Origin of the sequence: Paenibacillus profundus, from assembly GCF_021369635.1 — a bacterium.
Taxonomy (GTDB): domain Bacteria; phylum Bacillota; class Bacilli; order Paenibacillales; family Paenibacillaceae; genus Paenibacillus_B; species Paenibacillus_B profundus.
The window spans coordinates 204857-220958 of record NZ_JAJNBZ010000006.1 but is presented as its reverse complement, the minus strand read 5'-3'; the positions used below and the strand labels follow the sequence as shown (position 1 = coordinate 220958).

General features: G+C 47.8%; 12 protein-coding genes. 8 read left to right on the top strand and 4 right to left on the bottom strand.

Going from position 1 to position 16102, the window contains the following annotated elements; genetic code table 11:
• Positions 1 to 464: 464 nt before the first annotated feature.
• The 5 genes from LQV63_RS11010 (at position 465) to LQV63_RS10990 (ending at position 7753) form a co-directional block, all read left to right on the top strand.
• Complete coding sequence (locus LQV63_RS11010) at positions 465 to 2822, top strand: fibronectin type III domain-containing protein (protein ID WP_233696746.1); 2358 nt, start codon at positions 465 to 467, stop codon at positions 2820 to 2822.
• Positions 2823 to 3127: 305 nt separating this feature from the next.
• Entirely contained in the window at positions 3128 to 3895 is a 768-nt protein-coding gene (locus LQV63_RS11005; protein ID WP_233696745.1) for a hypothetical protein, read from the top strand.
• A gap of 226 nt (positions 3896 to 4121) precedes the next feature.
• The gene (locus LQV63_RS11000; protein ID WP_233696781.1) at positions 4122 to 4667 is read left to right on the top strand and encodes a putative glycolipid-binding domain-containing protein; all 546 of its coding nucleotides are present in this window, start codon (positions 4122 to 4124) and stop codon (positions 4665 to 4667) included.
• Positions 4652 to 5062 carry a DUF488 family protein gene (locus LQV63_RS10995; protein WP_233696744.1) on the top strand — a complete coding sequence of 137 codons (411 nt, stop codon included), beginning with the start codon at positions 4652 to 4654 and terminating at the stop codon, positions 5060 to 5062. The genes LQV63_RS11000 and LQV63_RS10995 overlap by 16 nt, the downstream gene beginning before the upstream one ends.
• Positions 5063 to 5440: 378 nt before the next feature.
• Positions 5441 to 7753, top strand: a complete 2313-nt coding sequence (locus LQV63_RS10990) for a fibronectin type III domain-containing protein (RefSeq protein WP_233696743.1) — start codon at positions 5441 to 5443, stop codon at positions 7751 to 7753.
• 70 nt (positions 7754 to 7823) lie between these two features.
• On the opposite strand, the gene LQV63_RS10985 is transcribed toward LQV63_RS10990, so the two are convergent.
• Genes LQV63_RS10985 through LQV63_RS10975 form a run of 3 tightly spaced genes read right to left on the bottom strand, consistent with a single transcriptional unit; the run spans position 7824 to position 11758 of the window.
• Complete coding sequence (locus LQV63_RS10985) at positions 7824 to 9065, bottom strand: Ger(x)C family spore germination protein (protein WP_233696742.1); 1242 nt, start codon at positions 9063 to 9065, stop codon at positions 7824 to 7826.
• Positions 9055 to 10164, bottom strand: a complete 1110-nt coding sequence (locus tag LQV63_RS10980; protein ID WP_233696741.1) for a GerAB/ArcD/ProY family transporter — start codon at positions 10162 to 10164, stop codon at positions 9055 to 9057. Before LQV63_RS10980 ends, LQV63_RS10985 begins: the two co-directional genes overlap by 11 nt.
• The gene (locus LQV63_RS10975; protein WP_407672912.1) at positions 10136 to 11758 is read right to left on the bottom strand and encodes a spore germination protein; all 1623 of its coding nucleotides are present in this window, start codon (positions 11756 to 11758) and stop codon (positions 10136 to 10138) included. The genes LQV63_RS10980 and LQV63_RS10975 overlap by 29 nt, the downstream gene beginning before the upstream one ends.
• A gap of 370 nt (positions 11759 to 12128) precedes the next feature.
• On the opposite strand from LQV63_RS10975, the gene LQV63_RS10970 reads away from it, so the two are divergent.
• On the top strand, positions 12129 to 13802 hold the full coding sequence (locus LQV63_RS10970; RefSeq protein WP_233696740.1) for a DUF4855 domain-containing protein: 1674 nt from the start codon (positions 12129 to 12131) through the stop codon (positions 13800 to 13802).
• Positions 13803 to 13982: 180 nt separating this feature from the next.
• Here LQV63_RS10970 and LQV63_RS10965 read toward each other — a convergent pair whose 3' ends face one another.
• A complete protein-coding gene (locus tag LQV63_RS10965; protein WP_267933980.1) occupies positions 13983 to 14798 on the bottom strand; it encodes a class I SAM-dependent methyltransferase in 816 nt (271 codons plus the stop codon).
• 103 nt (positions 14799 to 14901) lie between these two features.
• Between LQV63_RS10965 and LQV63_RS10960 the strand changes: the two genes are divergently transcribed.
• On the top strand, positions 14902 to 15336 hold the full coding sequence (locus tag LQV63_RS10960) for a hypothetical protein (RefSeq protein WP_233696738.1): 435 nt from the start codon (positions 14902 to 14904) through the stop codon (positions 15334 to 15336).
• Positions 15337 to 15441: 105 nt separating this feature from the next.
• The gene (locus LQV63_RS10955) at positions 15442 to 15954 is read left to right on the top strand and encodes a GNAT family N-acetyltransferase (RefSeq protein WP_233696737.1); all 513 of its coding nucleotides are present in this window, start codon (positions 15442 to 15444) and stop codon (positions 15952 to 15954) included.
• Positions 15955 to 16102 lie beyond the last annotated feature (148 nt).

Sequence of the window (16102 nt, the reverse complement as noted above, 5' to 3'; positions counted from 1 at the left end):
GGTCGATCTCGTTAATCAGCTGTTTGACAGACTTGGGCATAGGGAACCCTCCATCGGTTAAATAAGTATGGATCGCGGTGTTCTATTCTTATGCTGCAGGAGCTTGCATCATGAATGTAGTATAGCTTAGGACAGACCAGTAAACTAATTAGTGTGTGCATTTGTCATAATATATATTATGTAAACTATTATTGCGATTACTGACCCAGTAATAGAAAATAATTGTTCTAAGTGAAATTGAAAAGTACGTTTTTGTAGTGTGTTCGTATTTCCCACATCGTGTGTAGATTGCTGTTTGTTCCGTTTTTTCCTGGAATTACTCAAAAATCAACTTTAATAGAGTTCAAAATACCTATTTAAATAATTTGATATAAGACTATAGTAGTATAAATGAAGATTATGTTATATACTGGATTTGTAATTACATATTATAACTTTCGTTTTATATTCTAGGAGGAGATAAGATGAGGTTAAACAAATTCGGTTGGTTGTGCTTATTGTTGACGTTGATCGCAAGCTTGATGCACGCCGCGCCCGCGAACGCCGCGGCAAGCAAATATTCGGGCGGCCTGCTGGACGGAGTCGCGCTGCCAACGGGAAGCGCCATAGGACAGCCGGTAGGCAATGCGGTGACGCAGCTGACAGACAACAATCCAGCGACTTTATATGAGGTGAATCGAAGCAAGCTCGTCTGGCACACGTTCTCCACGCCGACGGAAATTTCAGCCGTCATTGTTAATAAGTATACCGGCCACGAAGCATTAATCGAGTTTTACGATGCAAACCATAATTTACTGCTTACCTACAAGCCTGTGGTCAATGACGGCGTAGAATCGCTGCCCGATCCGGTCAGTAATGTGACGACGGTGGTACTGAAGACGTCAGGCTCCTTCTCCACGGTTGCAGAGTGGAACGTATTCACTACACCTTCGGTCGCGCCTTCTGTACCAACGATCAATTGGATCCAAGCCGGCGATAAGACGGTAACGCTCGAATGGGGCTCGACGGGGGCGAAAGCGTATCATGTCAAGCGGGCAACGTCACCCGGCGGACCGTACGCTTTGCTAGCTTCCAATATGAAGGGCACGGCTTATACGGACAAGGCCGTAAGCAACGGCGTTATGTATTACTATGTTGTAAGCGCCGTCAACGAAGCAGGAGAGAGCAGCCATTCTGGCGAGAGGAGCATTAAGCCGGATGCCACCAAATATACGGGCGGGCTGCTGGACGGGCTTACGTTGAAAGCGGGAGCGTCTTTAGCTAATCCGACGGAAAACGTGCGGCTGCTGACAGACAACAATCCGTCGACTGCATATGAGGTGAATCGAAGCAAGTTCGTCTGGCACACGTTCTCCGCGCCGACGGAAATTTCAGCCGTCATTGTTAATAAGTACACCGGCCATGAAGCAATGATCGAGTTTTACGATGCGAACAACAATTTGCTGCTTACCCACAAGCCTGTGGTCAATGACGGCGTAGAATCGCTGCCCAATCCGGTCAGTAATGTGACGACGGTAGTACTGAAGACGTCAGGCTCCTTCTCCACGGTTGCAGAGTGGAACGTATTCACTACACCTTCGGTCGCGCCTTCTGTACCAACCATCAATTGGATCCAAGCCGGCGATAAGACGGTAACGCTCGAATGGGGCTCGACGGGGGCGAAAGCGTACCATGTCAAGCGGGCAACGTCACCCGGCGGACCGTACGCTTTGCTGGCTCCCAATGTGAAGGGCACGGCTTATACGGACAAGGCCGTAAGCAACGGCGTTATGTATTACTATGTCGTAAGCGCCGTCAACGAAGCAGGAGAGAGCGGCCATTCTGGCGAGAGGAGCATTAAGCCGGATGCCACCAAATATACGGGCGGGTTGCTGGACGGGCTTACGTTGAAAGCCGGAGCGTCTTTGGCTAATCCGACGGAAAATGTGCGGCTGCTGACAGACAACAATCCGTCGACTGCATATGAGGTGAATAGAAATAAGATCGTCTGGCACACGTTCTCCGCACCGGCAGAAATATCAGGCGTCATTGTCAATAAGTATACCGGCCATGATGCAGTGGTCGAGTTTTACGACGCGAACCACAATTTACTGCTTTCCTATAAGCCAGTCACCAACGACAGTGTCGAATCGCTGCCTGCACCTATTGCAGACGTGGCAACGGTGGTACTGAAGACGACAGGCTCCTTTTCGACGGTGGCGGAGTGGAACGTATTTGGCAAAGTAACTGCTGAGCCACCTGCAGAGAACATTCTTTTGACTGGAACTGCAGGGGATGCGAGAGCGATGTTGAGTTGGAATATGGTACATGCTGCAACCGGATACAATGTGAAACGTTCCGATACCACAGGCGGTTCCTATACGACAATTGCGACCGTTACTTCGAGCACTTATTCATATATCGATACCAATGTCGTTAACGGGAAGATTTATTATTATGTCGTGACGGCTTTGCACGAAGCAGGGGAGAGCGCGAATTCGAACGAAGTTGCCGTCATGCCGAAGGCCGGAGACAATCCGGGCCCGGAACCTGGTGAACCGGGAACACCGGGAGAACGGGCTCTGCTCCGGATTACGCTGGTAAACGGGGCGGACAAAGAATACGACTTATCTATGACGGAAGTGAGTGCTTTCATCAGTTGGTATGAAGGTCGTGCCGCTGGAACGGGGCCAATCACGTTCTCTATCGATAAGCACGGCAACAATAAAGGTCCGTTCAAGCAACGAAAAGATGTCATTATCTACGATAAAATTATTACCTTTGAAATTAACTCGTACGATAAAGGCGCCAACGGCAGCCTAAATCCTGCCGAATCGCATTAATGAACGAAGCCGCGGCTGAAAATGCCGCGGCTTTCCTTTTGTTGTTTGGAAACACCTTCGTAATACTATTCATAAAGAATCGACATTTCAAAAATCCAATGCAGGAAACGCCTCCAATTGACTTGATATTGTTAGTTGCTCCTTCTTTATACTTCTCCATCGTTAAATCATCTTTTATTTTCAGTCATTTCTCAGAATATGCTCAGCTAACATTCAGTTTATTCTAATGTGCAATTCAGGTAAGGAGCCTAAACTTGGTGTTGTAAGCAGGAAACAAAAATAAACCGAAAAGGTGGAAGACAACTATGAAACCAATTAGCAAAAAAATTGCTACAGGCACAATGATCGCGGCTTTTGTTCTCGGAGTCGGAGCTGTTCAAAATTATGCGCTCGCCGAGTCAGCATCGGATGCAACTAACAGCACCTCCGTTCAACAACTGAAAGCAGACCGGAATGCGCAGGATGGCAAAGGACGCGGCGGCTTCGGCGAAAAAGGCGGGCGTCATGGCAATGTGGTAAAAGAAACGGCTACGATACTCAATGTCGATGAAGCTTCCATCACGGCTAGTCTCAAAGAAGGCAAAACGTTAGTGGAAGTTGCCGAAGCGAGCGGGTTAAGCAAAGAGGACTACCTGCAAAAGCTTATTGCTGCCGAGACTGAAACCATTAACGCCGAGGTGACCGGAGGCAAGGTGACACAGGAACAAGCGGACAAAATTTTGTCTAGTCTGTCTGAGCGGCTGACGAAGCAAATTGAAGGTACGGGTCCTGTTGGCGGACGTGAAGGAAAACGTGGCGGTCATGGCGGTATGGGATTCGGCAACCCTGAAGTGTTGACACAAATTCTGGGTATTACTCAAGAAAAACTGAGAACTGAACTGGAAGCTGATAAATCGATTCTTGATATTGCAACAGCCAAAGGTATCAGCGAGGATGACCTTATCAGCAAACTCAAGGATGGTATGACCGATTCAATCAAGAAATTCGTGGAAAGCAAAGGTGGTGTTGGTGTTAAGCATAAGGCCCCAGGTGGAGATACCTCTGCAAATGCGGCTGCTTCAGCTACGAATTAATGAAGAGACGCTGCCCGTTGCCGGGCGGCGTTTTCATTTTATTGACAAATGAATGAGCGATAGTTAAGTTTAAATGGACGATATAGCGACAAGTAGAGAGACCGTAAAGGAAGAACTGTATATAATCGATCAAGTGGAACAAACGAACAATTTGTTGAAAACAGCTTTAGGTTGTGGCCATATTAGCGTTGTCATTTAGAAAACTATTTTAGGAGCAAGAGAAGTGATGAAGCAAACAGTTATATGGAAGCGGTTGAACGGCTTTGGGATGGAGTACTGCAATATTTCCTTTGAAACGTCATTAACTATAGAAGGCAAAGTAATAAGTGGCGAAAACAATGAAAAGTCTTTTATTGACTATACAGTCAAGTGCGATCAAGAGGGAAACACCAGTGAAGTGATTCTGAGCGTCCAGAATGAAAACAGCAGTCAAACGCTGCAAGTGCTGCGGGACAATAACAACCGCTGGACTTTGAACGGGAACGAGATACAAAAGCTATCGGGACTTAAAGATATTGATATCGGCGTAACGCCTTCAACTAATGTATTGCCAATTAAGCGCCTAAATTTAGCGGTAGGAGAGTCGGCTACGGTTACGGCAGCTTGGATTCGTTTTCCGCACTTAGAAATTCAGCCTCTTGAGCAATCATACGAACGAATTAATAATAACACGTATATTTATAAGTCAATCAAAAGCGGATATACAGCTCGCCTAGAAGTGGATTCGAATGGAGTAGTAGTAGAATATGAAAAAGAATGGTTGAGAATTTAAATAAAAGCCGCTCAATCCCTTACATTGGGATGAGCGGCTTTTGCATATTTGGGACTGCCCTAGAAAGGATAGGCACAAAGGATCGAATCCTGCGCATTTTTTACAAAAATGAAGGTGTTTTGTTCAATCCGCGAAGACCGAAGGATGGCGCTTCAGCCACTTCGCCGAGCCTTGCAAAATTGCTGGAGTCGGAATCTAAGCAGGATGTTCGTCAATGGCAGCGTTTATGGCGGACGAGTCTGCCGGATTTTTCTACAAGTTTTCCAGCAAATAAAAACAAATATCTGGGAGGAAGATGGATAATGATGAGTGAGTTCAAAATGAAACGCATATATGATCCCGAAGTCACCGACGGTGTCCGCGTGTTGGTGGATCGAGTATGGCTAGGGGGATAGACGCGGGTAAATAATCAGCTGCACTAATAATATACAAGTCTTTTCTTTGTTTACAAAAAAAACAAGTTAGAGTATGATATCCCTGTTTAATCGATTTCATTTTTTGGTCGTGTTTTGTTCACTTAGAAAGGGAGTGAGGCAATAAGTTCAAATTAAGCTATCATATAATGTGAACAGATTGCATACCTCTGGTATTTCTTTGACTATGAATCCTGATCAACAACGCGCCAGTCCACAACATTCAAATCCACTACTATAACAGACTCTCTTAAACGCGAAATTATAGTTTATGTAAACGGGCAAGGCATAACATTAAAATGTGCTACCATCTTCTTGGTAAAGATTTTCATTTTACTTTGTGAGGAAAGAGGGAATGGAATGCAGGTTAATCGCGCTTTGCAAAAGAAGTGTTATCGAACGCTCCCCATGTTATTAGCGTTTATGCTGTTATTCTCCAATATGGCCTTTGCAAGCGAGACGAAAGAACAGGCAGTGGCGGCTAGCACAGAGATTGTGGCGAAATGGGAATTCAAGAACATGAAGAACGATCCCGGCGTGTTCTACGCTGCATCTGGACTGTATAAAGATTCCTCTACGCTTGTTCAAGAGGTTGGGGGGAACTCCAGAAAGGGCTTTACGTTTGAAGAAAGCGAGAAAAGCATCCGTTACCAAGGCTGGGACAATGGAAAAGACAAAAAAGCTTGGGTTGCCACTCTCTCGACAAAGGGCTTGGAGCATATTACTTTAGCTTCGCAACAGAAGTCGTCAAGCACAGGGCCTCGTGATTTTAAGGTTCAAATCAGCACAGACTTGGCCAATTGGAAGGATGTTAACAACGGCGCGCTAGTGCTTGGCACGGACTACAAAGCTGCCGGCTCATTGTCGGATGCTGCGCTCCCAAGCGATGCCAATGACCAGGAACGGCTATATATCCGCTGGGTCGTGAACTCAAATGCAAGAGTATCAGGAAGTGGCTCGATAGGCGAGACAGGTTCAAGCAGAATAAAGGATGTCATTGTCAAAGGCATGCAAAAAACGAACACTTCCCAGAAAGCGCCCCAATTATTAAATATGACGCTCAATGGAAATCCCAAAACAAGCACGGCATTTGCATGGTACACGCCGAAAGACATCACAGGCACGAAGCTGCAGGTTGTTGAAGCCTCCGAGGTGGTGAACGGTATATTTCCTGAAGCCAAAGCGGTTACATATACCGGGAGTTCCACGATTATCGAGACTTTCATGGTAAAAAGCGATCGGGCTTCAAAGAAAAAGACAAAGTTTGCGAGCCATAAGGTCATAGCCAATAATCTCAAGCCGGGTACGGCATACAAATACCGTGCAGGCAACGGGGATGCGGATGGATGGAGCCCTATCGGTTCGTTCACCACCGATCAAGCGGGCAATGAGGGTTTCCATTTTATTGTAGGCTCGGATTCGCAAGCCTCCAGCAAATCCACATTCGAGCTGTGGCAAGACACGTTCCGCAGAGCGATCAATCACATTGGCGATCCGAAGTTCTTTATTTTAACCGGGGACTTAGTGGATAATGGCGATTTGGAATCCCAATGGCAGTGGTTTCTAGGCATTCCGCAAAGTGAATTTGCCAATGTTCCTTTCGTGCCCGTACTTGGCGGTCATGAAGTGAAAGATTACGACGGTGATGAGACAACAGAAAATAACAATTTTTACAACCACTTTAACTTGCCCAAAGACGTAGTTCAAGGCACTCATGATGGATCCGTGTATGCTTTTGAATATGGAGACGCGCTCTTTATGCAATTTAACTCCCAGTTCGAGGGCGGACTCAATAAGAAAGGTGAATTGGAGTGGGCGGATCCTGAATTCAATGCCCAATTGGACTGGATGAGGAATCAAGTTGCGAAGACTGACAAAAATTGGAAAATTGTGTCATTCCACAAAGGGCCTTATTCGGCAGGAGATAATGCAGGACAGTGGGAAGATGGCCGCATCCAGTTTTACAAAAAATACTTGATACCCGTATTCGATGAAATGGGCATTGATATGGTGTTCGAAGCGCATGACCATATGTACATGAGATCCTATCAAATGCTGAACGATAAGCCCATCAAAAATGTTGTAAAAGATAAAGATGGCCATGTTGTTGATCCGAAAGGCACCGTGTATCTGATGACTAACTCCGTGGGCGGAAAGTTCTACGAGAAATATCCAGGGTATGATGATTATTTTGCGGCCATTAACGCTCAACCTTTCAAAAAAATGTTCACGGACGTTTCTATCTCCAAAGACGTTCTGAAATTTACCTCTTATACCGCGGCCAAGGCCGAGGGCTTAAAGAAATACGACGAGTACAGCATCAAGAGAACGGACGATAAGCCTGCCAAGGTCGAGCAGGTTAAAATCAAAGTCGAGAACGGAAAAGCGGTTATTTCCTGGAACGCTCCTTCCGGCGCCTCGGAGCCTGTCAGAGGATTCAGAATTTATGAGCAAGGTGAAAAGGTGGGCAAAAATTGGAGTCTGTACATCCCGGCAGTCGCAGGTCAAGCCGAGTATAAATATACATTGAAGAACGTTGATTCAAGCAAAAGCTATCATTTTGTCATCAAAGCGGCCGGAGTGAGAAACAATTCGGAGTCTGTCCATGTCAGCAATGCCGCCATGGGGCCGGCGCATATAGAGACACCTGCAGAAATCCCTCACGCGCAATAAGGAGCGTATCCAGCAACACAGAAAACAACCTTAGCCGCCTGTAAGGCGCTAAGGTTGTTTTCATTGAAAGTTATCTTTTTTGCAACTGCATATTCTCCAGGCCAAAATCCTCGATGTCAACCGAGACGTCCACCGTTATGGGAGCTTCAGCGAAAATGCGCTTCCATTGCGGCTTTACCTTGGCCCATACTTGCGGATGATGAATGCGCAGCTCGTTGCTGCAGCCGATGATGTCGGTCTGGTACTTGCGCTGAATCAGGTCCAGCGTTTTTTGCGTCATCAGGCGGATTTCGCGTTCGACGTCTCGGCGGGAATCCTGCAGCAGCCGTTCGATATCCAGCTTGTTCTCCGTTATCTGCAAGGGACGCCAGTCCTCCGAGATGCGTCCGCGGGATCTGATCTGAACCCGGAAGGAAATCTGATCGCCGTTCACGACCGGGATGATGCGGGAAGTCATCTTTTTGACTTCGTATACGAAAGATGGTTTGCCCTCGAACTCCGGAATCCGTACGAGTCCGCCGGTTTTTTTACCGTGCAGCCAAGCAAGCCCCTGCATTTCCAATGCTCCCATATAACCAGTAAACCGTTTGGTGGCGCCGTCTATAACGGCACCGCTATGGAACATTAGCTTGCCGTTGTATACATTCAGGCTTTGAAGCACGAAGCTCGTGCCGTTCGTCAATTTCTCCATCGTCTTCTGCAGCGTCAATAGCGGAAGCACCCGCGTGGAGCGGAATTGATTGTCCGCGATGCTCATAATGGTGTCCGTAGGGATGTCGTTCCCTTTTACCGAGAACACGGATTTCGCATCGCTTTCCGTAAGGAAAATAACGCAGCTCTCCCGGTAACCTTCGTCACGGTAGAACATATTGAGCAGCCTGATTAAATCGACTTTTTCAGCCAGCTGGCGGCTAATTAAGATGACTTTGGCGTGCTCTGCGAAGATGGGATTCGTCTCGAGGGCGATGCGCCGCGTCAATTCGTGCATGGTATCCCCAGTCACTGTAATGTTCGTGAACGGCTTCACCGTGGACGAGCCGGACGGCATGCCGGACGCAATCTTCGGAATAATGATTTCGAAGGTCACCTGCAGGCGGTCCGGGTTCTGGGGCAGATTGCCGTTGTTCCTTCCGACTGCTCCTTCCTCGGTCATCAGCTCCGGAGGAGCTTGATCCAGAGCGACCCCGCTCGTGATGGACAATTGGTTGATCATGCGGGCATCCCAGCAACCGGGCAGCACGAGCGAGGCGAGCAGCAGACATGACCAGCGTGCGAGGTGCCGACGCAGCTTAAGCTTGCAATTAGGCTTCATGTTGCGATCGCCTCCGAATCCAATTCATTACCATGCAGAGCGCAGGCACGACCCCGATAGTGAAGAGAAATAAATATTCCACATACCGGAACAAAGACAGAATGGCGAATGTGCTGCGAGGCAGCATGGCCAGTATATAGATGACGGGCAGCACAGCAAACGCGCCTCCATATGGCCGCCGCACTCCGAACACCTTCAGCGATGAGACGAGCAAATAGTGAAACAACATGAACGCTGTATAAATCTGCATAATCCATATCGCCATCAGGAACGAATCGAACCGTTCGAACAAGATGCCGGTGTACTCAAACGAACGGATAAGCGAAATCAACGGCCAAGTGACCGTCTTCGTCGCTTCGGTCGACAGCCCTCCGATGACGGCTATATAACTGAATGAATAGACCGCGACCACGATGATGATGCCATACCACACCGCCCGGTAAGCTTTTTTGGGATGTTTCATGCGGCCGGGAAGGATATACATAATCTCAAACCCCAGAAAATTCATGGCGGACGGCCAGATGCCCTTCAAGACGGGGTATACACCTTCCCCGAGCACCGGACGTAAATTGTTGGCATCGAAGCTCTTCATACTCAGCGCAAAACAGAAGAACAGCACCAGCACCGTCAGCGGCAGCAGCAGACCGCACATGCGGGAAATGGCTCCGATCCCTCCGAAGACAAGGTAGGCCGACACGCACATCATCGTAATGATGATGACGGATTTGGGCGTTTGCTCCAGCAAGAACATATCGACCACTTCCGCGAGCACGCGAACTTCGTAAGCAGCAATGCAGACGAAGTACACGATCATGACACCGACAATCAGCCGGCTCAACCAGACGCCGAACAGCGTCGGGCTGTAGTCGAAAAACGTTTGTCCCGGATACCGGGACCCAATCTTCACCAGCCACGACGCGAAGGCAATTACGATGAGGCCCCCGATCATGATCGGAACCCAACCGTCTGGCGTATCCATCGCGACGGCGAGGAGGCGTGGCAGCGTAAGAATACCCGTGCCGAGTATGGCATTCGCCAGAATGACGGCGACTTGGGTTGGCGATAGGTCATCAGGATTGAGATTGGCGGCCGGACCCATCCCTATCTCCTCCTTTCTTCGCGATGTCAGTTTCCCGCTGCTGGTCTTGCGGCTTCAGCATGCGCGGCCGAAGCACCAGCTTGAACAATGGCAGCCTTAACAGAAAGTCCTGCCAGTCGTTAGACCGGAACGGCACGGCCGGCGAGACGTAAGGCAAGCCGAAGCTCTTCAGCTTGACGACATGCGTCAGCAGCATGAGGATGAAAAGGATGATGCCGTACAGCCCCAGGGTGGCTGCGCAGAACATCACGATGAAACGCAGCATCCGAATGGCAACGCCCGCCTCATACTGTGGAATGGCGAAGGACGTAATCGCCGTCAAGGCAACGACGATGACCATAAGCGGGCTGACAAGGTGGGCTTCCACCGCCGCCGTCCCGATGACGAGTCCGCCGACCAGCCCGACGGCTTGCCCGACTGGTTTTGGCAGGCGCAGGCCCGCCTCGCGCAAAATTTCGATCGCTATTTCCATCATCAGCGCTTCGACCAAGGGCGGGAACGGTACCCCTTCGCGCGTGCCTGACATCGAGATGGCAAGCTTCGTCGGGATAAGACCTTGATGGAACGAGATGAAGGCGATGTACAGCGCAGGCCCGAACAAGGATACGAAGGCTGATACATAACGCAGCACGCGGAGAAGCGATCCCGGGATCCAGCGGGTGTAGTAATCCTCTGGCGTCTGCAGCAGCATGTTGAAGGTGACGGGCGCGATGAGCGCGAACGGCGACCCGTCCAGCATGATGGCGACCCGTCCTTCCAATAGTCCGGCAATGACCCGGTCGGGTCGTTCCGTAGTTTGCAGCTGTGGGAAAGGGGACATATAGTTGTCCTCGATCAACTGCTCGATATAGCCCGATTCGGGCAAGTCGTCAACGTCAATCTGGCTGATTCTCCGCTTCACTTCTTCGACGAGTTCGGGTTGAGCGATGTCCTGAACGTAGAAGAGGGACACTTTCTTCCGGTTGCGCTGGCCGAGCTCGAAGCCGATTACTTTGAAGTTCGGATCGTTCGTCCGGTCGCGGAGGATAACGGTGTTGGCGCGCAGCGACTCGATGAAGCCAAGGCGCGGACCGCGTACGAGCGCCTCGGTCGAGGGTTCGTCGATAGCGCGCAGCAGCTTCGTCTTAGCGCCGATAAGAATGGCGTGGTCGGATCCGTCTACGAGCAAGACGGCGGAACCAACCAGCATTGCCGAGATGGACCGAGTCAGGCTGGCCGTGTCTTCGAGCTCGCTCATCGGAATCCATTCGAGACGGAGTCGACGGACGAATCGATTCGGATCCATCCGGTCTGTAACTCCATCAGAAGACAGTCTCATGAGCGGTTTCAAAACAAATTCGTCCAGCAGCTGCTTGTCGGTCGCGCAGTCCATGTACAGCAGCATGGCTTTCATGTGCTGTCCGAATTGAAATGGACGCAGGTACAAGTCTGTATTGTCCCCGATCTGCTTGCAGATTGCATCCACATTTTGGTTCAGCGATCGGTGCAGCATTGCTTCATCCTCTGTCTTCTCCGGCGGCTGCCGCAGCTGAGAGCACAGTGTCGGCTGGGCCGAGGCTTTCGGTTTGGATTTTAACGATTTCCACCGTTTCATGAATTGCTCGTTCGTGCCGAGCCAGTGGAATAGCCTGTAGACAAGATAGGGAGCTAGGAAGCTGAACCCAGCCGCCAGCCATATGTCCCATGTTGGAATTTTCAATAACGATAGATCTCTCATTATCATCACCATATTGTGTAGAATGCGCATTCCAGTATGGAATATACAGCGAGTCTCACTGTGTTTATCCTTAATTGGAAGCCCATGTATCGATCCGCTCAAGATAATGCTGCCGACTAGATGTCATCATTCTGGAAAATTGTACAGGTTTTTTGAACTATAATTATAATTTGTCGAATTTCTCCGATCTATAATAGAGTAACAACATGAGCCTCAGCCACTTTAACAAGGGGAAGGAGACCAGCTAATGAATAAGATAAAGAAATGGGCCTCTTTGTTGCTTGCCGCGGTCTTGATGTTGTCAACCGTGCAAGTATCATATGCCGAAGGAGGTGAGGCTCGAGAGATGAAAAACTTAGCGCCGCACAGCACATATTCGTATTCCGAAGCGCCGCACCAAGAGCATCAAGATAACGGGAACAGATTGACGGATGGAAAGTTTGGAGATCTGAACGCGTTCTGGGATTCTGCTTGGGTCGCATTTTTAGGTGGAAAAACGCGTGAGATTACGTTTGATCTGGGTGAGAACAAATCGGTAGGACGCATTAAAACGCATTTTTTGTATGAAGGCCCTGCTGCAATTTACAGTCCGAATATACTCTCTTACTATGTGTCGGAAGACGGACAGAACTGGGCGCCTGTGAAGCATATGGCTTCTCCGGAACCGATCTGGGCAGATAAGACTGCTACTGGCGTTGATTACGTATGGGATGGTAAAGTGGACGGTGTTCCTCATCCTTCCCGCAACGCGAGTAAAGCGTATGCTCGTTACGTGAAAGTAGCAATAACGACTACGGTGTGGGTATTCTTAGACGAAGTTGAGATCTATGGCGTTGATGGGAAGACAAATGATGCTTTTAATTTGAAACCGGTTACACCTGGTTATTTGAAGCCAGGTCGTGATACGGCGGACATTCGTGATTTGTTGTTATTGTACAACGGCAAATATGAAAATGACCGCGGCGACTGGAAGAAAGACAATATCATCCCATACGTCAGCTATGTCGACGAGCAGGGCAATTCGACGGACTGGATGTATGACGGGGTGCTGTATTTGGGGCTGAAAACAGATGATGATCAGCGTGACTTCGGCAGCACTGCCTTATTAAGCGATTGGAACTGGTACTTAGATAAGACGTTCAAAGCGGATGGTGACATGGCTAACTTAAACGAAGCAGTTAAAGAAGCCGGAGCCAAGCTCAATGATTCCAATCATAAAGTGAAAGTCGTATTGATGATTCCGTATGCAGGCGAAAAGATTTCTGACTTTGGCGATGTGGACGGCGACGGCGTGTCCGAAAATTTCAATGCTGCCGAAGTTGGCGAAGAAGCAGCTTTTGCTAACCGTACGAAGGCGATTCAATGGTATATGAATCAAGTGAAAGAACGTTGGTTGCAAGGTCACTATGATCGACTGGATTTGGTTGGCATGTACTGGTTGGCCGAAGACGTAGAGCATGGAAGAGAATCCGTTGATATGAATCTGCTTAGCTATTCACGTGACTTGGTGCACCAAGCAGGCAAGAAATTTTTCTGGATTCCGTTCTTCTCTGCGAACATGAACTTTGCAGGAAGAGCTCTCGGATTCGATGCAACCGTACTGCAACCGAACCACTATTTCGACGGAACGCAGGCAGCACGAGTTGATGATGCTGCTTACTTGGCGAGACATCACGGACTTGGGGTTGAAATGGAAACAGATGAACGGATGAATCATGATCCGGAATTCCGTAAGCGGTATCTTGAATATCTGAACAGCGGTGTGGATAACGGATTCATGACAGGGGCCTTCAAGGCATACTATCAGGGCGTGGACGGACTCTTGGAAAGCGCCCGCAGCACCGATCCGCGCGCACGCGAATTGTACGATTGGATGTACCAATTCATTAAAGGAACCTATCAGAAGCAACCTGTCACGTAGTGCTCTACTAGGCGCCAGCCGACAATTTAAACCGAGCGAAGTGGACGGATCCTCCGTCCGCTTCGCTCGGTTTCTTTATACGAATCAATCTCTCCTGTGGGCACATTGTAATTGCCTCATACCGAAATATACATAACAGTGAAGATAGATTAGGCGTGCCATCATTAATTCTGTTAAATACTAAGCTTTGCGTGCCAAGATGAGCTCATGTAAGTAACATTTTCTCACTTTACCATCATAATCGTTATCAATAAGAGTCCCTATGCATTCAAAAAGACGCTGTCGAGTCAATGGTTCAAGAGTTCGGTGATCGGAATACGTTGCTAATAAATCGAGATATTGTTGACGATTATAGGTTTCCTCCGTGACATACCTTCGTATGACAGGCTGCTCATACAATCCGCACTGTACAAGCTCTTCTGTGTCGGGATACATATCCTCCATGCGGGGAAGTTGGAGCTGTTCTGAGTGTGGCTTATATTGTTCATAGCATAACTGCACTTGGTCAAAGAAGGACTGATCGCCACCCGCGATATGATGATATTTTACGATTGCCAGATGCCCTCTGTCTTTCAGTACAGAAGCTGTCTTCTGGAACCGGATGTCCGGATCAAGCCAATGAAATGCAGTTGCGGAAAGGACCAGATCGAACGGCTCTGCCGGAGGCTGCCAATCTTCGAAGGAGGCAAGCTGAATATCGACATTGGAGAAAGCGGCTAGCTTATGCCGTGCGACTGCTGCCATATCGTGTCCAAGTTCGACCCCGATGATGCGATAGCCTCGTTCTGCAAGCGGAAGCGTGGCGATTCCCGTGCCCGAACCGATTTCCAAAATGCGTGCAGCGGAAGGCAGTTGCGTAAGCTTGTGCAATTCGTCAAATAGGGAGTCTGGATAATGATTCCCGGCTTTATCGTATAGCTCAGCGACTTCATTGAAAGTTGCTCGTTTTTCGGTAACCATGTGAACCTCCTCGAAGAAACCATTTGATATATTCATATCAATTTTAAGTCTTGCTCTCTGTGAATGGAAGCAAGGTTAACTTTTAAACGTTATTTTCCGATATTCAGGTAAGAGCTATATTATTTAGAGTAATTATCATGTGCAAAAAGGAAGTGTGAGTATGCGTATTCATTCTGGTGGAAGCCATACGTTTACCGCTCAACGAGCGAATTCCAATGCGAACAAAGAGTTGTTTAGTTCTGTGCTTATGGAAAAAGAGGCGGAGAAGACAGAGGATAAGCAAGGTGAGGAGAAAAAAGGGAAGTTAGTTACTTGTAGGGAAGGGGCTTATGTGCGGCAATATATCATTAGGCCGGACGGCACCAAAATTTTGTTAAGTGAAGCAAAGCAAGCCGAGGACGAATCCATAAGTGCCGGTAACGATCTGCACCGCCTTTCCGGTAAACAATATGCAAATGAAGATGGAATGACTCAGAATACGAAGGATGTTATCAACTTGCTGAATATGCAGGCAGGGGCAGGAATGCAGATGCAATTCAAGGTTTTATCGAGTATAGAAGAAGAAAAAGCATAAATATTGCAAATGTTTTACATGCGGCCTTCGAGATGTATAATCTTGAGGGCTTATTCTTTGTATATAATAGAATGTAATGCCATAGGTTAAGGGAGACAGTTTAGGATGAGTTTCATTTTAGAAACAGAAAGACTCTATTTAAGATATTTCGAAGCAGACGATGCTTCCGCCTTACACGATATATTTTCGGATGCGGAATCGATGAGATTTTATCCAGCTCCATTTACAATGGAACAAACACATGCTTGGATTTCTCGCAATCAAGGGAGGTATAAAGCGGATGGCTTTGGATTATGGGCGGTGTGTTTAAAAGATACGGATGAAGTGATAGGAGATTGTGGACTTATAACACAAATCATTAACGGGGCAGCTGAAGTGGAAATTGGATATCATATCAATAAAAGATACTGGTCGAAAGGATTTGCTACCGAAGCAGCGTTAAAATGTAAAGAATACGGGTTCCAACAATTAAAGAAAAACAAACTGGTAAGCATTATCGCTCCAAACAATATTCAATCCATCAGAGTAGCAGAAAAAATAGGATTTACATTTGAAAGAGAAGAACATATTTTTAATAAGAAGCATTTGATTTATTCAGGAATAGGGTGCCAGTCTTGAGCTGGGCTTGACTAAATGTCTTGAGAAAATAAAGTATTAGACTGGAAATAAAGTATTAGCCGTATTAATTATAGTATCGTAAATAGAGGAACGGTTAGTTAATGCTGATGGATCTGTGTCGTTTCGCAAAGTTGAGAATCCCTATTTC